This is a genomic window from Flexivirga meconopsidis, assembly GCF_026162425.1.
In the GTDB taxonomy this organism is placed as follows: Bacteria; Actinomycetota; Actinomycetes; order Actinomycetales; family Dermatophilaceae; genus Flexivirga; species Flexivirga meconopsidis.
Genome location: NZ_JAOBQJ010000001.1, coordinates 457,627 through 479,133 on the forward strand (window position 1 = coordinate 457,627; position 21,507 = coordinate 479,133).

20 protein-coding genes are annotated in these 21,507 nt (G+C 67.7%); 11 read left to right on the forward strand and 9 right to left on the reverse strand.

Annotated features, from left to right (window positions below):
- The first annotated feature begins 42 nt into the window (after positions 1–42).
- Positions 43–705, forward strand: a complete 663-nt coding sequence (locus N2M23_RS02225) for an SDR family oxidoreductase (protein WP_265442961.1) — start codon at positions 43–45, stop codon at positions 703–705.
- A 30-nt stretch (positions 706–735) separates the two neighbouring features.
- On the opposite strand, the gene N2M23_RS02230 is transcribed toward N2M23_RS02225, so the two are convergent.
- Positions 736–1,008: a hypothetical protein gene (locus tag N2M23_RS02230; protein WP_265442962.1), complete on the reverse strand. Its 273-nt coding sequence runs from the start codon at positions 1,006–1,008 to the stop codon at positions 736–738.
- 180 nt (positions 1,009–1,188) lie between these two features.
- Here N2M23_RS02230 and N2M23_RS02235 point away from each other — a divergent pair, with 180 nt between their 5' ends.
- Positions 1,189–3,282, forward strand: coding sequence for an ArnT family glycosyltransferase (locus tag N2M23_RS02235; RefSeq protein WP_265442964.1), 2,094 nt, complete (start codon positions 1,189–1,191; stop codon positions 3,280–3,282).
- Positions 3,279–4,133, forward strand: a complete 855-nt coding sequence (locus N2M23_RS02240; RefSeq protein WP_425270172.1) for a dolichyl-phosphate beta-glucosyltransferase — start codon at positions 3,279–3,281, stop codon at positions 4,131–4,133. Before N2M23_RS02235 ends, N2M23_RS02240 begins: the two co-directional genes overlap by 4 nt.
- On the opposite strand, the gene ligD is transcribed toward N2M23_RS02240, so the two are convergent.
- On the reverse strand, positions 4,067–5,032 hold the full coding sequence (ligD, locus tag N2M23_RS02245; protein ID WP_265442965.1) for a non-homologous end-joining DNA ligase: 966 nt from the start codon (positions 5,030–5,032) through the stop codon (positions 4,067–4,069). The two genes, N2M23_RS02240 and ligD, sit on opposite strands and share 67 nt — an antisense overlap.
- A gap of 166 nt (positions 5,033–5,198) precedes the next feature.
- Here ligD and N2M23_RS02250 point away from each other — a divergent pair, with 166 nt between their 5' ends.
- On the forward strand, positions 5,199–6,125 hold the full coding sequence (locus N2M23_RS02250; RefSeq protein ID WP_265442966.1) for an endonuclease domain-containing protein: 927 nt from the start codon (positions 5,199–5,201) through the stop codon (positions 6,123–6,125).
- 154 nt (positions 6,126–6,279) lie between these two features.
- On the opposite strand, the gene N2M23_RS02255 is transcribed toward N2M23_RS02250, so the two are convergent.
- A complete protein-coding gene (locus N2M23_RS02255) occupies positions 6,280–7,776 on the reverse strand; it encodes a CehA/McbA family metallohydrolase (RefSeq protein WP_265442968.1) in 1,497 nt (498 codons plus the stop codon).
- A 166-nt stretch (positions 7,777–7,942) separates the two neighbouring features.
- On the opposite strand from N2M23_RS02255, the gene N2M23_RS02260 reads away from it, so the two are divergent.
- The 4 genes from N2M23_RS02260 (at position 7,943) to N2M23_RS02275 (ending at position 11,683) form a co-directional block, all read left to right on the forward strand.
- Entirely contained in the window at positions 7,943–8,212 is a 270-nt protein-coding gene (locus N2M23_RS02260) for an HU family DNA-binding protein (RefSeq protein WP_265442970.1), read from the forward strand.
- Positions 8,213–8,287: 75 nt separating this feature from the next.
- On the forward strand, positions 8,288–10,108 hold the full coding sequence (gene glmS, locus N2M23_RS02265) for a glutamine--fructose-6-phosphate transaminase (isomerizing) (RefSeq protein WP_265442971.1): 1,821 nt from the start codon (positions 8,288–8,290) through the stop codon (positions 10,106–10,108).
- 107 nt (positions 10,109–10,215) lie between these two features.
- Positions 10,216–10,986: a hypothetical protein gene (locus N2M23_RS02270; RefSeq protein WP_265442972.1), complete on the forward strand. Its 771-nt coding sequence runs from the start codon at positions 10,216–10,218 to the stop codon at positions 10,984–10,986.
- Between the two features lie 13 nt (positions 10,987–10,999).
- Complete coding sequence (locus N2M23_RS02275) at positions 11,000–11,683, forward strand: class F sortase (RefSeq protein WP_265442973.1); 684 nt, start codon at positions 11,000–11,002, stop codon at positions 11,681–11,683.
- Positions 11,684–11,704: 21 nt separating this feature from the next.
- Here the strand turns inward: N2M23_RS02275 and N2M23_RS02280 are convergent, their stop codons facing one another.
- Both N2M23_RS02280 and N2M23_RS02285 read right to left on the reverse strand, forming a co-directional pair.
- Positions 11,705–11,941, reverse strand: a complete 237-nt coding sequence (locus N2M23_RS02280; protein WP_265442975.1) for a hypothetical protein — start codon at positions 11,939–11,941, stop codon at positions 11,705–11,707.
- Between the two features lie 62 nt (positions 11,942–12,003).
- Positions 12,004–13,575, reverse strand: a complete 1,572-nt coding sequence (locus N2M23_RS02285) for an ABC-F family ATP-binding cassette domain-containing protein (protein WP_265442976.1) — start codon at positions 13,573–13,575, stop codon at positions 12,004–12,006.
- A gap of 237 nt (positions 13,576–13,812) precedes the next feature.
- Between N2M23_RS02285 and N2M23_RS02290 the strand changes: the two genes are divergently transcribed.
- A complete protein-coding gene (locus N2M23_RS02290; protein ID WP_265442978.1) occupies positions 13,813–15,606 on the forward strand; it encodes a long-chain-acyl-CoA synthetase in 1,794 nt (597 codons plus the stop codon).
- A gap of 24 nt (positions 15,607–15,630) precedes the next feature.
- On the opposite strand, the gene N2M23_RS02295 is transcribed toward N2M23_RS02290, so the two are convergent.
- The 4 genes from N2M23_RS02295 to N2M23_RS02310 form a co-directional block, all read right to left on the reverse strand.
- Positions 15,631–16,374 (reverse strand): histidine phosphatase family protein, encoded by a 744-nt coding sequence (locus N2M23_RS02295; protein WP_265442979.1) that lies wholly within the window; start codon positions 16,372–16,374, stop codon positions 15,631–15,633.
- A 74-nt stretch (positions 16,375–16,448) separates the two neighbouring features.
- Complete coding sequence (locus N2M23_RS02300; protein WP_265442980.1) at positions 16,449–16,715, reverse strand: hypothetical protein; 267 nt, start codon at positions 16,713–16,715, stop codon at positions 16,449–16,451.
- 62 nt (positions 16,716–16,777) lie between these two features.
- On the reverse strand, positions 16,778–18,025 hold the full coding sequence (locus N2M23_RS02305) for a fatty acid desaturase family protein (protein ID WP_265442982.1): 1,248 nt from the start codon (positions 18,023–18,025) through the stop codon (positions 16,778–16,780).
- 17 nt (positions 18,026–18,042) lie between these two features.
- Positions 18,043–19,095, reverse strand: coding sequence for a ferredoxin reductase (locus N2M23_RS02310; RefSeq protein WP_265442983.1), 1,053 nt, complete (start codon positions 19,093–19,095; stop codon positions 18,043–18,045).
- A gap of 107 nt (positions 19,096–19,202) precedes the next feature.
- Here N2M23_RS02310 and N2M23_RS02315 point away from each other — a divergent pair, with 107 nt between their 5' ends.
- Together N2M23_RS02315 and N2M23_RS02320 are read left to right on the forward strand one after the other, a co-directional pair.
- Positions 19,203–20,468 (forward strand): PucR-like N-terminal domain-containing protein, encoded by a 1,266-nt coding sequence (locus N2M23_RS02315; RefSeq protein ID WP_265442985.1) that lies wholly within the window; start codon positions 19,203–19,205, stop codon positions 20,466–20,468.
- 25 nt (positions 20,469–20,493) lie between these two features.
- Positions 20,494–21,444, forward strand: a complete 951-nt coding sequence (locus N2M23_RS02320) for an SGNH/GDSL hydrolase family protein (RefSeq protein ID WP_265442986.1) — start codon at positions 20,494–20,496, stop codon at positions 21,442–21,444.
- The last annotated feature ends 63 nt before the right edge of the window (positions 21,445–21,507 follow it).

The window sequence follows — 21,507 nt, forward strand, 5'->3', positions numbered from 1 at the left end:
GGTCCGGCCTACGACCGCCTGCCGCGACGTAGGCTGGAACCCATGAGCACAATCGCGATCATCGGTGGACATGGCAAGGTTGCGCTGCTGCTCGAGCAGCTGCTGAGTGCGAGCGGGCACGACGTGCTCGCGATCGTCCGCAATGACGAGCATGTAGCCGAGGTGGCGAAGACCGGTGCAACTCCGGTGGTCGCCGACGTCGAGCAGCTCGACGTGCCGGCGATGGCCGAACACCTGACCGGCGCCGACGCAGTCGTCTGGTCCGCGGGTGCGGGCGGCGGCAACCCGGCTCGCACCTACGCAGTCGACCGCGACGCCGCCATCCGCAGCATGAACGCCGCGACGTCTGCCGGGGTCCCGCGCTACGTCATGGTTTCCTACTTCGGCGCATCGGTCGATCATGGTGTGCCCGAAGACAATTCGTTCTTCGCCTACGCCGAGGCAAAGGCCGCGGCCGACGAGTACCTCCGGGGCACCGGCCTGGAGTGGACGATCGCCGCGCCGAGCAGCCTCACTGACGACGAACCCACCGGGCGCATCGAGGTCAACGGTCTCGGCGGCCAGGAGTTGACCAGTGGCAAGGTCAGTCGCGGCGATGTCGCGGCCGTGATCGCTGCGCTGCTGCAGGCGCCCCAGTCGGTGGGCAAGATGGTGCAGTTCAACAACGGATCGACGCCGATCGCCGAGGCGGTCGACCAGCTCTAGCAGAAGTTCTGGCCCTGCGATTCGGCCTCGTCAGGGTGCTGGGGGCGGATTCTGGCCCATTCGTCCGGTGGGGCCCTGCTGGGTCGACCCGGCCGGAACGGCTGCTGATGCGGTGATGGCGCTGCCCGACGCGAGGCCGATCGCGAGCGCGGCGACGACTGCCGTCTTCTTGCCAGACCACCGCGCTTGTTGCAGCGGCGGTTGTGCAGCCGGGGTGCCGGTGAGCGGCTCGGGTGGCAGGGCCGAGGCCGGATAGCCGGCGCCGTATGGCGGCTGGTGTTCGGGCTGCTGCGGATCAGGCATCGGTGCGGTCTTTCTGCTCGGTGAATTGTCTTGCAAATACACAGTTCTCGGCCGTGCTGTGGCATCGCTTTGCAAACCTGGGCATCGCGCTGGCAACTTCTTGTCGTGATGGTTCGTTCACGGCGCCGCCCGGACCACGCCACAGGGCCGCCACATTGATGGTGGGCACGGTCATCGGTCATGGAGACAACGACCGCGCACCTGCGGACATCTGATCAGCTACTCCGCAGCGGCGACGCGGCCGCGGTGGAGCAACACACCGATGCCGGCGGAGTCCGGCCGCGCCGACCGTGGCGCGGCCACCCCGACGACCCCGGCTGGGCGAGACCTGCCCTGCTTGCGCTACTGCTCGCAACCGGTCTGCTCTATCTCTGGGATCTCACGTCGAGCGGTTGGGGCAACTCGTTCTATTCCGCTGCGGCACAAGCGGGTTCGGTCAACTGGGAGGCCTTCTTCTTCGGCTCCTCAGATGCGGCCAACTCGATCACGGTGGACAAGCCGCCGGCGTCGCTATGGGTGATGGCGCTGTCGGTGCGGGTGTTCGGGTTGAACTCGTTCGCGATCCTCATGCCCCAGGCGCTGATGGGAGTTGCCACGGTCGGAGTGCTCTATGCGACCGTCCGACGGCACTTCGGTGCGGTCGCGGGCCTGCTCGCCGGCGTCACCTTGGCCCTCACCCCGGTGGCCGCGCTGATGTTCCGCTTCAACAACCCGGATGCACTGCTCGTGCTCCTCATGACCCTTGGGGCGTGGGCGACGATGCGGGCCATCGAGCACGGTTCGTTGCGGTGGGCGGCGCTGGTCGGGGTGTTCCTCGGGTTCGGCTTCCTGACCAAGACGCTGCAGGTCTTCCTGGTGGTGCCGTTCTTCGCCATCGCCTTCCTGTTGGCGGCGAATGCGCCGCTACGCCGCCGCATTCTCGGACTGCTCGCCGCGGTCGGTGCCATGGTGGTCGCTGGTGGCTGGTGGGTTGCAGTCGTGCAACTCGTGCCGGCGAGCGCGCGGCCCTACATCGGTGGTAGTCAAGACAATTCGTTCTGGAACCTCACGTTCGGTTACAACGGATTCGGCCGGATCAGCGGCAACGAGACCGGGTCGGTCGGTGGCGGTGGCGGTGGGGGCGCCGGCGGTCAGTGGGGTTCGACCGGACTCACTCGGATGTTCGGCTCCGAGGTCGGGGGCCAGGTGTCCTGGTTGATGCCGACGGCGCTCGTGCTGCTCGTGCTCGGCCTGTGGTTGCGTGGTCGCGCGCCGCGCACCGATGTCCGCCGAGCCGCCTATCTGGTGTGGGGCGGTTGGTTGCTGGTCACCGGGCTGACCTTCTCGCTGATGGCCGGCATCTTCCACCAGTACTACACAGTCGCACTGGCTCCCGCGATCGGTGCTCTGGTCGGCATGGGCGCCACCGAGGCCTGGGCGCGCCGGCATACTCCGGTCGGCTCGATAGGGCTCGCGCTGGCAACAGCCGCGGCGGCGACCTGGTCGTTCATCCTGCTCACCCGCACGACTGCGTACGGCGACTGGCTGCGGACGTCGATCCTGGCGATCGGGATGGCGGCAGCCTTCCTCCTGCTGGCGCTCAATTGGTTGCATGCCAAGGTGATTCCGCTGATCGTCGCCGCAGCTATCGCTGCGGGGCTGGCAGGTCCGACGGCATACACGATCACCACCGTGCAACAACCGCACACCGGTTCCATCCCCACCGCGGGACCGAACACAATCGGCGGCGCCGGCGGCGCAGGGGCTGGCCGAGGTATGCCGGCAGCCGCGCCCGGTGCCGGTCGCAGTCAGACTGGCGCAGCCGCGCCCGGTGCTGGTCGCAGCCAGACCGGCGCAGCCGCGCCCGGTGCTGCAGCCGGTGCTCGCCCGGCCGGTGGCATGGGCGGCCTGCTCGACGCGAGCAAGCCGGGCACCGCCGTGGTTTCGGCGCTGCAACAGGACGCCGGGCGTTATCGCTGGGTCGCGGCGGCGATCGGCAGCAACAATGCGGCTGGTCTGCAGCTGGCGACCGGGCTGTCAGTCATGCCGGTCGGTGGTTTCAACGGCAGCGACCCGTCGCCGACCTTGACGCAGTTCAAGAGCTATGTGGCGCAGGGCGCCATCCACTACTTCCTGGCAGGCAGCGGCATGGGCGGCGGCCAGCCGAACGGCTCGAACACCGCTCAGCAGATCGCCGCTTGGGTGACCGCCAACTTCAAGAGAGTCACCATCGGTGGCCAGACCTTCTACGACCTGACGCAGCCGACTTCGAGCACGAGCGGGGCGACGTCATGAGCGTGGAGACGACGGTCCTGGACGTGGTGATCCCGGTGCACAACGAGCAGCACATCGTCGATGGGAGTGTCCGCACGGTCCATCGGAACCTCACGCAGCAGTTTCCCTATCCGTTCCGGATCACCATCGCCGACAGCGGATCGACGGACGCCACCGCACTGGTGGCCCGACGGTTGGTGCGAGAGTTGCCCGGTGTGCACTTGCATGCGCTGACTCAGAAGGGGCGTGGGCTGGCACTGAGACGAGCTTGGGAGGCCTCGGATGCGATGGTCCTTGCCTATATGGATGTCGACCTGTCGACCGACCTCGATGCCCTGGCGCCACTGGTCGCGCCGCTGATGTCTGGTCATTCGGACGTCGCGATCGGATCTCGGCTGGCGCACGGGTCGCATGTTGTGCGCGGCTTGAAACGCGAATTCATCTCTCGTAGCTACAACTTCATCGTCCACGCGGCGCTCGGAGCGAGGTTCAGCGACGCTCAATGCGGCTTCAAGGCGATCCGGGCCGACGTTGCCAAGCAGCTGTTGCCGCTGGTGGTCGACAACAGCTGGTTCTTCGACACCGAGCTGCTCGTCCTCGCCGAGCGGGCCGGCTTGCGGATCCACGAGGTGCCGGTCGACTGGTATGACGACCCGGACAGCCGGGTGCAGATCGTGAGTACCGCCCGAGACGATCTGCGTGGCGTATGGCGGCTGCATCGGATGCGACGAGCTGCGTCATACGAGTTGGAAGAGCTGCGAAACCTACTGGGGCGCAACGGGATCGTCGCTGAACCCGTGTTGCCTCAGTCGTCCTCGGGCGGATCGTCGGCACCCTCGCGCGCGTCGCGGTTGGCCCACTCCAGCAACTGATCGAGGCCGAACGCCTGGTCGTCGATCGTGGAGTGCAGGTCGCCGCGTTCGGCGAACCGGGCGGGCACGGTCGCGATCGTGCAGTCGCGCGGGTCGACGTCGTCGAGCTCGGACCAGTCGATCGGCGTGGAGACGGTCGCCTCGGCGTTGCCGCGCACCGAGTAGGCGGCGGCGATCGTGTGATCACGGGCGTTCTGGTTGTAGTCGACGAAAACCTTTGCGGGGTCTCGGTCCTTGCGCCACCACGTTGTCGTGACGTCCTGCGGCGCGCGTCGCTCGACCTCGCGGGCAAAGGCGAGGGCGGCACGGCGTACATCGGAGAACCCCCACTCCGGCTCGATCCGCACGTAGATGTGCAGGCCGGACCCGCCCGAGGTTTTCGGGTAACCGGTGATGCCGAGTTCGTCCAGCACCTCGTGCGCGACGTGGGCGGTGCGACGCACCCGGTCGAAGCCCGCCTCCGGCATCGGGTCGAGGTCGATGCGCCACTCGTCGGGGCGTTCGACATCGAAGCGGCGGGAGTTCCACGGGTGGAACTCGACCGTCGACATCTGGACTGCCCAGATCACGCTGCCGATCTCGGTGACGCACAGTTCGTCGGCCGTGCGGTTCCACCGAGGGAAGTGAATGTTGACCGTTTCCAACCAATCCGGCGCGCCCTTGGGCAGCCGCTTCTGGTGCACCTTCTCGCCGGTCACCCCGGTCGGATAACGATGCAACATCGTCGGCCGGTCTCGCAGCGCACGCACGATCCCATCGCCGACGGACAGGTAGTAGTTGGCGAGGTCCAGTTTCGTCTCGCCTCGCGCGGGGAAGTAGATCCGGTCCGGGTTGGAAATGCGGATCGTCCGGTCGCCCGCGGTCACCTCGGTCGACGGCGACTTGCCCTTGGGTGGCATGTGCCCAACCTAGCGGCTGTACTTTTCCGACGACGGTCGTCGGGTTCGTGTGGGTCTGGCCGTGAGGGGTGCACTTTTCCGACGACGGTCGCGCGAAGAGCGCCGCCGGCATACGGCCTGTGGACGACGAAACGCACCGATCTCGGCGGACTGCCAACCTGAACCGATGACTGAGCCAAACGCCAGGCGCGGCGACCGACGTCTGTTGGCGCCGATCTTCACGACCGAGGACGCCCGCGCCGTCGGCCTGTCCTCACGGCAGCTTGCGCGCCCGCCCTACGAGCGATTGTTCTGGGGTGCCTACACCAGGACAGATGCACTCCTGAGTTTCGCGGATCAGGTCGAGTTCGCGTTGGGTGTCGTCCCCGCGGCCGAATTCGCGGCACAGCACACTGCAGCCCATCTGCTCGGGGGCATCACCCCGCGGGCGTCCGACCTGCACTTCGGCAGCAGGCGGCGACACAAGTGCGGTCGGCGCGGCGTACGGCTGCATTTCTACAAGAATGCTTCCGATCTCGTCCTGCACAAGGGGATCTGGATGACCGGGCCGGCGCAGACCTACCTCGATCTCGCAAAGTCGCTGGAGTTTGCCGATCTGTTGATCCTCGGGGATTCACTCGTTCGCCGGACGTCATGCACACCGTCGGAGCTGCGCGACTTCGTGGCGGGCGTGACTTGCCACGGCGCTCGACATGCGAGAGAAGTCGCGCAGCTGGTTCGCTCGAACGTGGACTCACCCAACGAATCCCGGCTGCGGCTGCTGATGGTTTCCGCCGGCTTACCCGAGCCAATGGCGAATCTGACCCTGGTCATGCCGAACACGCGCCGGAAGCGTCGGGTTGATCTGGCATACGAGAACCTCAAACTGGCAATCGAATTCGACGGTCGGCAGCATCTCGAGATCGAGCAATGGGAAAGTGACATCCTGCGTCGCGAAGAGCTCGAGGCGCAAGGTTGGCGATTCGTCGTGGTCACCTCGACCGAACTATTCAAGAATCCACTGCGGGTGCTGCAGCGAATCGTCGATGCCATCGAATTGGCCGGCGGCGGTCAGATCGAGGTCACTACCGGTTGGCGTCGGCACCTGGGGTGAGGCTGCACTTTTTCGACGACGGTCGTCGGGTGCGTGTGGGTCTGGCCGTGAGGGGTGCACTTTTTCGACGACGGTCGTCGGGTTCGTGTGGGTGTGGGCGTCAGGGGCGCACTTTTCCGACGACGGTCGCCGGGTGCGTGCGGGTGTCCGACCCTCAGCGCGCGGGCTGACCGGTGACGAAGATCGGATTGGACATCGCCTCCATCGTGCGGTCAGCGCGACGCACCTCGACGCGCGCCCATTTTGAGTAGCGCGAGTCGGTGGTCCAGGTGAGGGTGCCCGACCCGGAGGGCAGCTGGGTCGAGGTTTCCGGGCCGAGCTGGTCGAAGACGGTCAGGGTCGTGCCCGGGCTGAAGCCGGTCGCATGGCAGGTGAAGGTGACGGCGGTGCCCCAGGTCGACGACACTGTCTCGCCGATGCCGGCGCTCGCACGACCGGCTGAGGCGCGCAAGTCGAGCGTCTTGTGCTGGTCGGCGGCCAGGTAGGAACGACCCGCCGCCAGTCCGCGCAGCAGAGCACGCCGCTCCAGGCTGTCTGCCCACACGACCGTATGCGGCAGCCCGATCGTGTCGCCAGGGCTGTGCGCGTCGGAGTCGCCGATCGCCGGGATGAAGGTGCCGGTGCGCAGCAGACCGTCCCAATGCGTCACCGCCGCGTCGTCCTCGGCAGACCATGGTCCGTTCCAGACTTCGATGAGATCGGCTGGTTCGTAAGGGAATTCGAAACTGCAGGCGAAGCAGTTGGCGAAGGGATGGGCCGCGGTGACCAGACCGCCCGCCTTGTGGGTCTGGTCCACGAACCGCTGGAAGTCGCGCCGATCGTCGGCTCGGTAGCGCCAATCGAGCCAGGTGCCGGCAGGCAGGCCGATGGCCGGCCAGTGGCCCGAGCGAGTGGTGACCTCTTCGCCGTTGAGGATCAGCAGATCCTCGGTCGCGTACTTGCCCCAGACCAATTGCGCACTGGGTGTGTTGTGCTCGGTCGAAACCACGAAGTCGAGCCCGGCGGCCCTGGCATCGGCGACCAGCTGCTCCGGGGTGCGCCGCCCGTCGCTGTGCACCGTGTGCAGGTGACCGTCCCCGCGATACCAGGACTTGCCGCGCTGCCGCTTGGGTGCGCTCGTCGGTGCGGGCGTGGCCGTGAAGGCCGGACCGGCGGCGCCATACGAGAGTTTGATCGTGACGCTGTAGTCCATGCCCTGCGGTGCCACGGTGTAGGGCCCGAGGATGACGTGCCAAGTCCCCGGCTTGATCGGTCCGGCCAGGTAGCCGGGGGTTGCCTCGCCGGCGGTGATGAAGAACTCGGTGCGGAAGCCGCCGGACCAGCCACGAAAAGCCTTGCGGTCACCGAGCTTGGTGCCTTCAGGCCCGAACATGCCTATGTCGCAAGCATTTCCACGCCGGCCCGCCGGGACCGAAGGCTTGTCGTAGGTGTAGGAGACATCGATGCGGTTCACCCCGCGCGGGACCTCGACCGGCAGGTAGTAGAAGTCCGGATTGCCCGGGCCGAAGTGTCCGGTCACCGTTTTGCTGGTCGGCGCGGTCCCGGCGGGCGCCTCGGCGAAGGCGACGCCGGGGAGCAGATTGGCCGCCGCGACGACGGCGCCTGCCCCGCCCGCGCGCAGCATGGTTCGTCGGCTGATCCCTGGCGCCATCGTTTCCTCCTGGAGTTGGTGATCCGCCGTCCAACGTATGGCGGTGCGTGCGGCGACGGGGGCGCAGCGCGGTGAACAATGCATGACCAAGTCGTTCGCGGTCGAAATGGCATGATTTGCCCGAAAACGGGCAGAAAGTTGGTTTTCGGCGCGCACGCGCTGCATCATGCTGCGTGTGCCGGATGCCGAACTCGTAGATCGCGTCGCCGCCACGACCGGGCTGTCCCCGGCCGAGGCGACGCGAGTGATCGACGACGTGCTGGCCTGGCACCGAGAGACCGTCGAGGACTTCGTTCGCCGGCGGCATGCGCACCACCAGACCTACGGCAAGCGCAACGACGAGATTTTTGCGCTGATCGCAGCCGAACTCGCCGAGCGCGCGTTCGCCGCACCGGAGCTTTCGTCGCGCCAGTTGCGGCGGATCGTCTACGGGTAGCGGCGCGGCCGACGCACGAGGCCGGACCAACGAAGTGGAAGACAAGCGGGCGCCTGAGGAGAAGGAGCGATACACATGTGCGGAATAGTCGGGTACGTCGGGCGCGCAAATGCGGTGCCGGTGTTGGTCGAAGGCCTGACCCAGCTGGAGTACCGGGGCTACGACTCGGCGGGCATCGGGGTGCTGACCTCGCGCGGGCCGAAGGTGTTCCGCGCGGTCGGACGCGTGCGCGACCTGACCGCGACCCTGCCGTCGCGGCTGACCGCCAAGGTCGGCATCGGGCACACGCGGTGGGCGACCCACGGACCCGCCACAGAAGCGAACGCACATCCCCATGCCGATGCGACCGGCCGAATCCTGGTGGTGCACAACGGGATCCTTGATAATGCCGCTGCATTGCGCAGCCGCCTCGCCGCTGATGGGGTCGAGTTGCGCTCCGACACCGACACTGAGGTGCTGGCACATCTGATCGCTGCCTCCGACGCAAAGACGTTGTCCGACAAGGTGATCGACGCGCTCGGGCAGGTCACGGGCACCTACGCGATCGCTGTGGCGGACGCCGACCTGCCCGGCGAGATCGTGGTTGCGCGGCAGGGCTCGCCCCTGATCCTCGGCGTGGGGGACCGCGAGATGTTCGTGGCGTCCGATGCTGCGGCACTCGTGCGGCATACCTCCTCGGTGGTGCACCTTGACGACGGTGAACTCGCCGTAGTCACCGCGGACAGCTTTCGCACCTTCACTGCGGACCAGGCCGACACCGGCAAGCAGCCGGAGCAGATCGAGCTCGACGTCGCCGAGTTGGAGATGGGCGGGCACGGCACGTTCATGCACAAGGAGATGCTGGAACAGCCGGCGTCCGTGCAGCGCATGCTCACCGGCCGGCTCGATCCGCGCTTCGGCACCGCCCGACTCGACGGGCTCGGCATCGATGCGCGTGAGCTGCGAATGTTCAAGCGAGTCAAGGCAATCGGCTGCGGATCGGCATACTACGTCGGCCAGATGGGCGCGGCGATGATCGAGGACCTCGCACGCATCCCGGCCGACGCGGAGGCAGCGTCGGAGTTCCGCTACCGCAACCCGATCATCGAGCCGGACACCTTGTATGTCGCGGTCAGTCAGTCCGGGGAGACCGCCGACACCCTCTTCGCGGTCCGGGAGATCCAGCGCAAGGGCGGCCGGGTGGTCGGCCTGGTCAACGTCGTCGGTTCGACGATCGCTCGCGAGTGTGACGGCGGTGTCTACCTGCACGCCGGTCCCGAGGTCAGCGTGTGTTCGACCAAGGCGCTGACCCACATGGCCGTCGGATTTGCTTTGCTGGCAGTGACGCTCGGCCGCGTGCGCGACCTGTCGCACGCCGACGGCACCCGCATCGTCGAGGCCCTGCAGGCGCTGCCCGACCAGTTGCAGCAGATCGTCGACGCCGAGGATGCGATCGGTGTGGTGGCCAAGGAGCTTGTCGATGCGGACAACCTGTTCTACATCGGCCGGGTGCGCGGCTTCCCCGTTGCTCGTGAGGGTGCGCAGAAGCTGAAGGAGATCAGCTACCAGCACGCGGAGGCCTACCAGGCCAGCGAGCTCAAGCACGGGCCGCTCGCGCTGATCTCGCCACGGATGCCGACGGTGGCGATCGTGCCGGACGACGACCTGACCGAGCGCAATGTCGGTGCGCTGCACGAGATCGCCGCGCGCGGCGGCACGATCGTGGCGATCACCCACGAATCGGTCGATTTCGGTGACCTGCCGGTGACCCGCATCGACGTGCCCCGCAGTGAGGTCGAACTCGACCCGATCCTGCTGACGATCCCGTTGCAGCTGCTCGCCTATCAGCTCGCGACCGCCCTCGGGCGGGACATCGATCGTCCGCGCAACCTGGCCAAGTCGGTCACCGTGGAGTGAGCCGGTTCACAAATCTTCTCGTCGGCGACCCATCCGGTTGCCGGACGGTCCCGAACCACTGATGCACGCTCGCCGCCGAGCGAGTTTCACGAGTGAAGGGATACGTCATGCTTCTTCGCAAAACCGCCATCGCCGGCGCCACCTTGGCCCTGGCCGCGGCGCCGATGGCCATGTCGATGGGCAGCGCCAGCGCCGCCGAGGGCGGTGGCACGACCACCTTGTGGGCGAAGGCGACTCAGCTGAACGACAGCGGTGCCTCGTCGACCGTGACCGCGTGGCTGACCGGCAACCAGCTGCGCATCAAGATGGTGTCGACCGGGCTGCTCGCGGGCGCCCCGCACGCTCAGCACATCCACATCGGTGGCAGCAACCAGTGCCCGGCACCCGACGCGAAGGGCACCGGCGTTGACGGGCACCTGCGTGTCGCCGATGGAATGAAGAGCTACGGGATGATCGCAGTGTCGCTCACCAAGACCGGCGACAGCTCCCCGGACAGCGGGCTCGCGGTCGACCGCTTCCCGACCGGCAACGAGACCTACGAGCGCACCCTGACTGTGTCCGACTCGGTGGCCAAGTCGTTGCGTAACGGCGAGGGCGTCGTCGTACAGCATGGCGTGGACTACAACGGCAACGGCAAGTATGACGGTGAGTCGAAGTCCGAGTTGGACCCGAAACTGCCTGAGGAAGCGACCGATCCGGCTACCTGCGGTGTTCTCGAGGTCAGCCAGATGAACTCCATGCCGGAGGGCGGCGTGCAGACCGGTGGCGGCTCGGACAACCCGGTCGCACCGATTGCGTTCGCCGGCGGCGCTGCTGCCGTAGTGCTCGGTGGCGCCGGATTCCTCGGCATGCGTCGCAAGAACCGCGCGAACCGCTGATCACCTCATCGGTATGACGCAGCAGACCCACGCACACCGTCGGACAATCGGTCTGGCGGTGTGCGTGCTGCTCGTGGCGATCGGCGTCGGTGTCTGCCTGTGGGCGGTCAACCACCGTTATCGGCAAAGCGCGACGCCGCCCGCACCAGCAGCAGTCACGGCCCCGTCAGCCACGGGAGACTCCACACCGAGCGCGCGCAGCAGCATTCCGGCACCGCGTGGGAGCTCCACCGAAGCCGCCAAAACTCCTGTGTCCAAGCCAGTTTCAGTAACGATCCCATCGATCGACGTGTCGTCCCGGCTGCTGCATCTCGGTCTGCAGAAGGACGGCACGGTGGCGGTGCCCAGCTACGCCGACGTGATGAAGGCGGCCTGGTTCACCGGCTCCCCGGCGCCGGGCGCGGACGGTCCGGCGGTCATCGAGGGCCATGTCACCGGCCCGAATGGTCCGGGTATTTTCTACCGGCTCGGGGCGGTCCGGGTCGGCGAGGATGTGCAGGTCACCCAGTCGACCGGGCGGACGCTGACCTTCCGGGTCTACAAGACCGAGCGCTATCCCAAGAACGAGTTCCCGACCGGGGTCGTCTACGGCAACACTGCAGGGGCGGAGCTGCGCGTGATCACCTGCGGCGGCAGCTTCGACTCATCGACCGGCCACTTCCGCGACAACACGGTCGTCTACGCCCGCCTGCAGTGAGCGTCGTGGTTGCGTCTGCGCTCAGCGGTTGCGGTTTCGATTGCGCTGCCGGGGTCCGGCCGCTTCGCCGGCCATCATCCGGCGGCCGAAGCCCCACCACAGACCGCTGGCGACCGCGACGACGATCACCGGCCACCACGGCATCGAGGTGAACACCGCGATCAGCACCAGCACGATGAGCAGGATGGTCAGGCCCCACGCGATCTGCACCGCTTGTGCCGCGCGACCGCCGGCCGGCTTGATTGGTTGTCCGGTCATCCGCAAGCCTCCCCTGGCTACCGCCCGCTTTTCGAGCGGCGACGCGATCAGCGTATGCCCAATCAGCGCAGCGTGGCCTGCGAACCGGCCCATCGCCGCCGGATCCATCGATCATGGCTGGCGACGATGACCGTCACCGGCGAGGCGAGCAACGCCTCCTCCAACTCGTCGACCAGCGCGAGCGACAGATGATTGGTGGGTTCGTCGAGCAATAACAGGTCCGGCTGGCGGGCCAGCAACAGCGCGAGCTCGACCCGCCGCTGCTGCCCGAGGCTGAGCTCGCCGACAGGCCGGCTGTGGTCGCGCGGATGCAGCAAGCCCAACGAGGACAGCGGTGTTCGAGCGCGAGCTGCGTCATACAGCTCGGCAGGGGAGCGGCTCAGGTCCCTGATGCCGACCTCCTGGGCGAGCAGCCCGACCTCTCGAGCGCGCACCGCAACGGTCCCCTCGGTCGGTGTCATTCGTCCGGCAATGACCCCGAGCAATGTCGACTTGCCGGAGCCGTTGGCACCGGTCACCAGCAGGTGCTCACCCCGCCCGACGTCGAGTCGATCGCACCGCAACCGGTCCGGCACCTGAACCTCCCGCAGCAGCACCGAGGCGATCGGCTGCCTCTCGAACGCACCCGAAAACTGTATGACGGCAGGGGGTTTCGGGATTCGCTCTCGCTCCAGCAGGGCGATCCGTTGCTCGGCGTTCTTGCGCCGTCGGCTCACCGTCGCCTGCACCCGCTGACCCTTGAAGCCATAGATGTATTTGTCGTTGTCCCGCGCCGGCCGGTCGTGGGCAATGTCGCTCTCGCTGGTGCGAGCGGTGGCGCGGAGCTGGTTCAGTTCGTCCTGTTGTGCCTCGAACTCCTCCTCCCAGCGCCGCCGCGAGGTGCGCTTGGCGTGCAGGTAGTCGCTGTAGTTGCCGGTGAATGCCCGGCCACCGCGGCCGTCGGTGCCGAAATGCGGCGGGTCGAGGTCGACGATCCCGGTGCACACCGCGTCGAGGAAGACGCGGTCGTGCGAGGCGACGAGCACCGCGCCGGTCTGCTCGGTCAGCTCGGTCTGCAGGAAGTCGAGGCCGTCGTCATCGAGGTGGTTGGTCGGCTCGTCGAGCAGGAACGCCTCCGGCCGGCGGGTCAGCAACGCCGCGAGCGCGAGGCGGGACCGCTGCCCACCGGACAGCTCCGCCACCCATCGATCACCGGGTATGGCGGCAAGGCCCAACCGATGCGCAGCCACTTCGGCACGACGGTCGGCACCCCACGCGTCGTGCCGCGTCGCCCACTCCAGCAGGTCCGCGTAATCGCTCGCCGCGGCCTCGTCGTCGGCGAGTCGTTCCGCCAGCACCTCAAGGCCCGCGACCGCGTCGTGCAGGGGAGCCAGCGCCTCGCGCAGGACGGTCGCGACGTCGGCGGCCGGGTCGAGACCGGAGTCCTGTGCGTAGTAGCCGGTATCGGCGGGCACCTGGATCCGGCCGGATTCGGGCCGCTCCGCGCCGGCGAGCAGCCGCAGCAGCGTCGACTTGCCGGAGCCGTTCTCGCCGACCAGACCGACCCGGGCGCCGGGCGGCGCGACGAGGTCGACGCCGGAAAGGACGCGGCGGTCGGCGTAGGCGAAGGTCAGCTCGGTGCAGGTAATAGACATGGGTGGAGTCCGTTCGCGCAGATGGCGGACGCTCGCCGGGCAGCGGCCTCGGGCGCGAGCGATGGCGGACTCAGTGCTTCATGACGGGCGTCAGCATGCCAGCCGTGGCCCGCGGCGTACAACTGAATTGTCACGAAGGCCCAGTTCGGCGGTTACGCCGGAGTTACCCGCGGGTATTGTGATCGGCACAACTCTCGGAGCCTCCAACGTCTCGATGGAACAGCGAAGGAAGTACGCATGAGTGCGCAAACCCGTCAGCGCGTCAGTCTGCTCGACGTCGGCAAGGGCCTTGCCGGCATGATCGGCGACCTGCCGCTGCTGGCCAAGGAGGGGCCCGGCCTGCTGCTGCGCAAGCCGACCGACAAGAACTCCGTCGGACTCATCTTCCAGAATGCGGCGGCCAAGCATCCAGAGCGCGTCTTCCTCAAGGGTGAGGACGGCAACGGTGGATTGCGCACGCTGACGTATGGCGAGGCGAACGCCCAGGTCAACCGCTTCGCGCATGTGCTGCAGTCGCAGGGCGTGAAGCGCGGCGACGTCGTCGGCATCATGGCGCACAACGACATCGACAACCTGCTCGCGATCTTCGCCGCGGTCAAACTCGGTGCGATCGCCGGCCTGCTCAACTACAACCAGCGCGGCGACGTGCTCGCGCACAGCCTCGGCATCCTCGATGCGCGGGTGGTGCTGGTCGAGGACGACTGCCAGGAAGGCTTCGCCACCGCCGGCGACGCCGCGGCACAGCAGACCGTGATGACCTTCAGCGACCTCAACGAGGCCGCCGAGGCCGAGAGCGACGAAAACCCCTCTGCCACAGCGCAGACCGTCGCCAAGGAGAAGGCCTTCTACATCTTCACCTCCGGCACCACGGGTATGCCGAAGGCCTCGGTCATGAGTCACTTCCGCTGGCTGAAGTCCTACTCCGGCCTCGGTGCTCTGGGTGTGCGACTCAAGGCCACCGACACGATGTACTGCTCGCTGCCGCTCTACCACAACAACGCGGTGACGGTCGCGCTCGGCTCGGTGCTGGTCTCCGGTGCGTCGATGGCGATCGCACCGAAATTCTCGGCGAGCAAGTTCTGGGACGACTGCATCCGTTACGACGCAACCGCTTTCATCTACATCGGTGAGTTGTGCCGCTACCTGCTTGCGCAGCCGGCCAAACCGGTCGACCGGCAGCACAAGGTGCGGGTGATCGTCGGCAACGGCCTGCGCCCGGACATCTGGAAGGAGTTCCAGGAGCGCTTCGGCATCGAGCGGATCGCCGAGTTCTACGGCGCGAGCGAGTGCAACATCGCCTTCATCAACGCCTACAACGTCGACCAGACCGCCGGCACCTGCCCGCTGCCCTACAAGGTGGTCGCCTACGACCCCGAGACCGGCGAGGCGGTGCGCACCCCGAAGGGCCGCCTGTCCAAGGTCAAGGTCGGCGACGTCGGGCTGCTGCTCGCCAAGGTCACCGACCGGGCGCCGTTCGACGGCTACACCGACGCCGGCGCCACCGAGGCCAAGCTGCTGCGCAACGGCTTCAAGGACGGCGACGTCTGGTTCAACACCGGCGACCTGGTCCGTAACCAGGGGTTGACCCACGTGTCCTTCGTCGACCGGCTGGGCGACACCTTCCGCTGGAAGGGCGAGAATGTCGCGACCACCGAGGTCGAGGCTGCGCTCGCCCACCTCGACGACATCGAGGACGTCACCGTCTACGGCGTCGAGGTCCCCGGCACCGACGGCAAGGCCGGTATGGCGGCAGTCGTCCTGCGGGACGGCGCGAGTTTCGACGGGCCGCAGTTGGCCAAGCACCTGGCGTCGGCACTGCCGTCATACGCCGTGCCGCTGTTTGTGCGCACCGTCTTCTCGCTGGAGCACACCTCGACGTTCAAGAGCCGCAAGGTCGAGCTGCGCGACGAGAGCTTCGACAAGGCGCGTGACGGTCAGGTCTACGTGCTGACCGATGCCGAGCGCGGCTACGTCCCGGTCTACGACGGGTATGCCGAGGAGGTCGCGGCCGCGAAGTATCCGCGCCTGTGATCGGCCGCTGACCGGTGCGACCGGTCAGCGGCCGGTGACCAGCCGCGCCTCCGGCAGGTGCGCGGTCTCGTTGTAGCTGACCAGCTGCGGCGGATTCTCCTTGTCCAGCTGCAGCCGGGTCACCCCAGTGTTGTGACCGGTGAGTGACGCCATGCGCCATACGTTTTCGAGGGCAGCGTCGTTCGCCGTCTCGCGTTCGGCGTCACGCACGCCGCGGTCCCACGGCTCGCCGACGAGCAGCCTCGCCGCGATCCAGGAGATGACGCCGACGCTGGAGATGACCAGCGTGCGTTCGGCGTCGCCCGCGAGCAGACCCTGGAACGCTGCGCGCACCCGATTGTCGAAATCGGTGAAGGTCTCGGTGTATTCGTCGTCGTGTTCGCCGCCGGCCCACCGCTCGATCGCCGCGGTGAACATGTCCTCGAACGCCGCGCGCGGCCGGAAGGTGCGCACCATGTCGGCCTTGAGCACCAGCATGTTCTTGTATGCCGGGCGGAAGGTGTTGATGATCTCGACGTGGTCGAGTTCGTTCCAGACCGGGTCGGTGTCGGACGGGGTCGCCCAGCCCGCCGCGACGCAGATCTCGGCCGCGGTCTGCCGGTGGCGCCGCAGACTGCCGGTGACGATGCGGTCCGGTCTCCACTCGCGGGTGCCCATGAACTGCCCGAGCAACCGGGACTGGGTGTGGCCGAGGTCGCTCAGCTGGTCGTAGTCGCTCTTGCCGAATGACGCCTGGCCGTGGCGCACCAGCAGCACGGAACGGGTCATAGGACCAACCTATCCCGGGCGTGCAATGATCTCGAGACGCGCTCGCTCGTGGGGCTCGCGACGTCCGACCCGGCTCACGAGTCGAGCCGCACCAGCTTCCCGTCCTCGTCGACGACGAATCGGGCTGCCACCGCTCGACTTTCGGCGGGCAGCGCACTCGGGCTGACGCCGCCCGCGACGGAGTGCGTGGTCGCGATGTTCCGCAGACCGGTCGACACTCCTGCGGCCGATGCGTCGGCCGCCGGCAGTGCTCCGGCGCCGACAATGAGGATCGCCGCGCCGCCGAGGATGCCTCGGGCGACGCGGCGAAGTGGGCCTGCTCCAGATCTGTTGGCGTTCATGTGAATAGCCAACCGCTCCGGGCTTGGCCCCCTCTGTGCGCTGGTTGTGACGCGTGGATGGGTCAGGCGGTCGCGACGGCCGTCTTGCGGCGCATCCACTTCGGCAGGAACGTCTCCTTGAGCGTCTCGGCCTTGTTCTCATCGGGCAGCGCCAGCTGGCAGATCTTGCGCCAGGTCTGGAACAGCTGGGTGTGCAGCGGGCCGGTCACGTAGGGCAGGCCGTAACGCTCGCAGACCTCACGCAGTCGCGGCGCGACCTCGATGTAGCGGTTGGACGGCAGGTCGGGGAAGCAGTGGTGCTCGATCTGGTGCGACAGGTTGCCGGTCAGGATGTGGAAGACCTTCGGGCCGGACAGGTTTGCCGAGCCGAGCATCTGGCGGATGTACCAGTCGCCGCGGGTCTCACCGTCGATCATTTCCTCGGTGAAGACGTCGACACCGTCCGGGAAGTGTCCGCAGAAGATGACCGCGTGCGACCACACGTTGCGGATCATGTTGGCGGCGACCGTGCCGGCGAGGCCGCGCTTGAACGAGTTGCCCGCCAGCAGCCCCGCCGCCGGGGTGGCGATGTAGTCCTTGAGCACCTGGCGAATCGCCTTCTGCTTCAAGGCATTCAGGTCGGAGTTGAACTCCTCCTTGCTCTTGACGCCCGCCTTGACCATGTCCCACTCGAGGTCGTATGACGCAATGCCCCACTCGAAGGTCGGCGCCAGGAAGAAGTTGACGACCGGGTTGAACACGTCGCGCGGCTTCCACGGCTGCTCGTCGCTGACCCGCAGGATGTTGTAGCCCACGTCGCGGTCCTTGCCGAGCACGTTGGTCCAGGTGTGATGGATGTCGTTGTGGGTGTGCTGCCAACCGCGGGCCGGGGCGACGAAGTCCCACTCCCAGGTGGTGGAGTGGATGTCCGGGTCGCGCATCCAGTCCCACTGACCGTGCAGCACGTTGTGCCCGATCTCCATGTTCTCCAGCACCTTGCCGAGCGCGAGCGAGCCGGTGCCGATCGCCCAACCGAGGCGGGTCTTGCTGAAGGCCAACGCGATGCGGCCGCCGACATCGAGCGTGCGGGCCAGTCGGATCATGTTGCGGATGTAGGCGGCGTCGTCGGCGCCGCGGGCGGCGAGCACCTCGTCACGGATCGCGTCCAGCTCGGCGCCGAGCTGGTGCACCTGCTCGTCGCTGAGGTGGGCGGCGGCAGTCGGCCGCTCGAGCGGTGCGCCGGAGGTCGGCAGCACTCCGGTGCGCTTGACGGTCGGCGGCAGCGCGACCCGCACGTCAGTGGTGGTGGTCTCTTCGGTGGTGAGCGTCATGGGGAGGGTGCTCCTAATCAGACGTCGAGGTGGCAGTTTCCGGCGGCAGCCGAGATGCAGGTCTGGATGAGATCGCCTTCAGTGGCATTGATTTCGCCGGTGCGCAGGTCGCGCACCTGGCCGGACAACAGCGGGGTCAGACAGGTGCGGCAGATGCCCATGCGACAACCGCTCGGCATCAGCACACCGGCCTCCTCGCCGACTTCGAGCAGCGGCGTGGTGCCGTCCGCTTCGACTTCACGGTCGGACTTCTCGAACGTGACCGTGCCCCCGGTTGCTCCGTCGACCTCGGCGTAGGTCGCCGTCGCAAAGCGTTCAACGGTCAGTGTGTCGGGAAGGTTCGCGCCCGTCCAGAGTGCTTCGGCCGCGTCGAGCATCTCGCTCGGACCGCACACGTAGGTCTTGCGGCTGCGCCAGTCCGGACAGAGGGCATCGAGGTCGGCGGCGTCGGAGAAGTCGATGCGCCCGTCCTCACTGGTGAACCGATGTATGACGTGCAGGCCGTCATACTGCTCGGAGAGCTCGGCGAGTTCGCCTTCGAACAAAGTGGATTCGCGGTCGCGCGCGGAGTGGATGAGGACCACGTCGGCGTCGGGGCGCTTGGGCACCAGCGTGCGGATCATCGACATCACCGGGGTGATGCCGCTGCCCGCGGTCAGCATCAGCAGCGGACGCGGGCCGGTCGGCAGCACGAAGTCGCCCTGCGGCGGCGCGAGGAAGAAGATGTCACCGACGCGGGTCTGGTGGGCCAGGTGCGCCGACACCTTGCCGCAGGCGGTCACGGTGATCTCCGGGTCGCTGCCCGCCGGTGCAGACAGCGAGTAGGAGCGCCACTGCCGCACGCCGTCGATCTCGACGCCGATGCGGGCCCACTGGCCGGCGTCGTGCGGCGACCAACCGTTGCCGGGCCGGAACGCGATCGTGGTCGACTGTGCTGTCTCCGGCCGGACCGCCGTCACCACGCCACGCAGTTGCCGCGCGGACGACAGCGGGTTGAACAACGCCAGGAAGTCGTGCGGGGGAGCGGGGTGCGTGAAGACCGACGCAGCACGCATTGCGACCGACTTCATACCCATGACTCCTACTGTAATTGGCGCGAGGCGCTCGTTCATCCGCCCGGGACCTACAATGAACACGGCGGAATTAGCGTGTCACCACAAATTCGAGGCGTATGACGATGACGATCGTCCCTTCCAACACATCGAGCCTGAATGCACCTGCGAACGGGTCGGGAAGATCCTCCGAACCCGCCATCGGCCTGATCGGCGCCGAACAGCCCTGGTCGACGCTGCCGCGCGAGCTCAGCTCGATCCTCGCCGACGCCGTGCCGGAGCTGGTGGAGGAGATCATCGGGCGCATCCCGCAGGAGGTGCCGGAGTACTCCCGGCCGCTGGAGGGCGAGTTCGGGGCGGCCGTGCGACGTGGCGTCGAGATCGCGCTCGGGCGGCTCTTCATCGACCTGCCCGGCCGTGACGAGCCGGCGTTGAAGCCCGAGACCAGGGCCGTCTACCGGCAGATCGGCATCGGCGAGGCGCGCACCGGTCGGTCGCTCGAGGCGTTGCTGTCGGCATACCGGCTGGGGGCGCGGGTCACCTTCCGAGCCGCGTCCGCGGTCGCCGAACGTGCCGGCATCGAACCCCGGCTGATGCTGCCGCTCGGCGAGTCGATCTTCGTCTACATCGACGAGATGTCCGCCGCGAGCGTCGAGGGCTTCACCGAGGAGCAGTCCCGTCAGGTCGGGGAGCGCGACCGGCGGCGTGAGTCGCTGCTGCGCCGGCTGCTCGGCGGCAAGCTGCCCGAGGTCGAGGCCCGCCGTCTGGCCGGCGGTGCCGGCTGGACGATCCCGGCGCGGGTGCGCGCGATCGTGCTGCCGCCGGAGCACGCCGAGGGGCTGCGGGCGCTGCTCGGTGATCAGGCGCTGATCAGCGGTCGCACCGGTGAGGTGGTGGTGTTGCTCGCCGCGGCCGAAACAGCAAAGGCCAGAACGGAGTTGGAGTCTGCGCTGCGCGGCCGTCGTGCCTGGATCGGGCCGGCCCGGCCGTGGGAGAGTGCCGGCGAGTCGCACCGTGCGGCCGCGCTCGCGGCGGCGACCCCGGCCTTCGCCGAGGACAGCGAGGAGCCGCGCTTCGTCGACGATTACCTGGCTGCCATTGCGCTGCAGGCCGACCCGCTGTTGATGGAGGACCTCGCGGCCGTGTGCTTCGAGCCGATGCTCGACCTGCGGCCCGCCCAGCGCGAACGCCTCGCCGAGACCCTGCTCGCCTGGTTGCGGCACCGCGGTGAGCGCGCTCGCATCGCCGAGGACCTGCACGTGCACCCGCAGACGGTCGGTTACCGCTTGGCGCAGCTGCGCGACGTCTTCGGCGACGAACTCGACGACCCCGACCGCCGGTTCGAGCTGGAGCTCGTCCTGCGCGCGGGATGCCGCCCGCCCACCGACTGACACCCCTTTCTGCTGGGATGGACGCATGGCCGCTGCCCCGTATGTCGCACTTGGAGACTCGTATGCCGCAGGCGTCGGCTCAGGGGACAGCCAGACCTCGTGCTGGCAGACAGCCTCGGCCTATCCGGTGCAGGTCGCGGCCGGGCTGGGTGTGCAGGTCGATCTGCAGGCGTGCATCGGCGCGACCGTGGGGGATGTGTCCGGCACCCAGCTCGCGGCGGTATCGCGGGCTGCGTCATACGTCTCGGTGACGGTGGGTGGCAACGACGTCGGTTTCACCCACGTGCTCACCGAGTGCGCCAAACCGGCCTGGATGGGCGACTCCGGACCGGTGATCGACGCGGCGCTCGCGATCCTGCGTGAGCAACTGCCCACCCGCCTTTCGACCTTGTATGACGCAATCCGCGCGCGGGCACCGAAGGCGCGCGTGGTGGTGGCCGGCTACCCACGGCTGTTCAACGGAGTCGACTGCAGCCTGGTCACCTTCTTCACTGCGCAGGAGATGACCCGACTCAACGACGCCGCCGACGAGCTAGCGCAGGTGATCGGCGCTGCGGCGGGCGCCGCCGGCTTCGAATTCGTCGACGTGCGAGACGCTTTCGCCGGTCACGCGGTCTGTGACGAGGAGGCATGGGTCCACGATGTGGTGCTGCCGATCCAGGAGTCGTTCCATCCGACGACGGACGGCCACGGCGCCTACGCCTCCGAGGTCGGGCGGGTGCTCGGGGTGGAAAAGAGCGTGCTGGGCCGGCCGGGCCTTGACCTTTGGCGGTCCAACGTCAGTCAGGGCGCCGAACGCCCTACCCCTGCACCGGTTTTCGTGCCGCCGGATCTCACCAGTGACGCGAGCCGCGTGGGTGCCGAACGCCATGGTCTCGACCCGGACGAGATCGCGGCGCTCGGCGCGGAGCGCGACGACCCGGCGGCACACGCCCGACTTCGCGAGCTGGACCAGCGGCTGCGCGAGCGCCGATGAGTGAGTTCTTTACCAAGTCCTGACCTTACGGCGGAGAACTTTTCGACTCCCGTACCCCCACAG

Bases quoted from the DNA above. Each gene is read 5' to 3' on its own strand.
- N2M23_RS02225 (WP_265442961.1), top strand. From the start codon at position 43: ATGAGCACAATCGCGATCATCGGTGGACATGGCAAGGTTGCGCTGCTG.
- N2M23_RS02230 (WP_265442962.1), bottom strand. From the start codon at position 1,008: ATGCCTGATCCGCAGCAGCCCGAACACCAGCCGCCATACGGCGCCGGC.
- N2M23_RS02235 (WP_265442964.1), top strand. From the start codon at position 1,189: ATGGAGACAACGACCGCGCACCTGCGGACATCTGATCAGCTACTCCGC.
- N2M23_RS02240 (WP_425270172.1), top strand. From the start codon at position 3,279: ATGAGCGTGGAGACGACGGTCCTGGACGTGGTGATCCCGGTGCACAAC.
- ligD (WP_265442965.1), bottom strand. From the start codon at position 5,032: ATGCCACCCAAGGGCAAGTCGCCGTCGACCGAGGTGACCGCGGGCGAC.
- N2M23_RS02250 (WP_265442966.1), top strand. From the start codon at position 5,199: ATGACTGAGCCAAACGCCAGGCGCGGCGACCGACGTCTGTTGGCGCCG.
- N2M23_RS02255 (WP_265442968.1), bottom strand. From the start codon at position 7,776: ATGGCGCCAGGGATCAGCCGACGAACCATGCTGCGCGCGGGCGGGGCA.
- N2M23_RS02260 (WP_265442970.1), top strand. From the start codon at position 7,943: ATGCTGCGTGTGCCGGATGCCGAACTCGTAGATCGCGTCGCCGCCACG.
- glmS (WP_265442971.1), top strand. From the start codon at position 8,288: ATGTGCGGAATAGTCGGGTACGTCGGGCGCGCAAATGCGGTGCCGGTG.
- N2M23_RS02270 (WP_265442972.1), top strand. From the start codon at position 10,216: ATGCTTCTTCGCAAAACCGCCATCGCCGGCGCCACCTTGGCCCTGGCC.
- N2M23_RS02275 (WP_265442973.1), top strand. From the start codon at position 11,000: ATGACGCAGCAGACCCACGCACACCGTCGGACAATCGGTCTGGCGGTG.
- N2M23_RS02280 (WP_265442975.1), bottom strand. From the start codon at position 11,941: ATGACCGGACAACCAATCAAGCCGGCCGGCGGTCGCGCGGCACAAGCG.
- N2M23_RS02285 (WP_265442976.1), bottom strand. From the start codon at position 13,575: ATGTCTATTACCTGCACCGAGCTGACCTTCGCCTACGCCGACCGCCGC.
- N2M23_RS02290 (WP_265442978.1), top strand. From the start codon at position 13,813: ATGAGTGCGCAAACCCGTCAGCGCGTCAGTCTGCTCGACGTCGGCAAG.
- N2M23_RS02295 (WP_265442979.1), bottom strand. From the start codon at position 16,374: ATGACCCGTTCCGTGCTGCTGGTGCGCCACGGCCAGGCGTCATTCGGC.
- N2M23_RS02300 (WP_265442980.1), bottom strand. From the start codon at position 16,715: ATGAACGCCAACAGATCTGGAGCAGGCCCACTTCGCCGCGTCGCCCGA.
- N2M23_RS02305 (WP_265442982.1), bottom strand. From the start codon at position 18,025: ATGACGCTCACCACCGAAGAGACCACCACCACTGACGTGCGGGTCGCG.
- N2M23_RS02310 (WP_265442983.1), bottom strand. From the start codon at position 19,095: ATGAAGTCGGTCGCAATGCGTGCTGCGTCGGTCTTCACGCACCCCGCT.
- N2M23_RS02315 (WP_265442985.1), top strand. From the start codon at position 19,203: ATGACGATCGTCCCTTCCAACACATCGAGCCTGAATGCACCTGCGAAC.
- N2M23_RS02320 (WP_265442986.1), top strand. From the start codon at position 20,494: ATGGCCGCTGCCCCGTATGTCGCACTTGGAGACTCGTATGCCGCAGGC.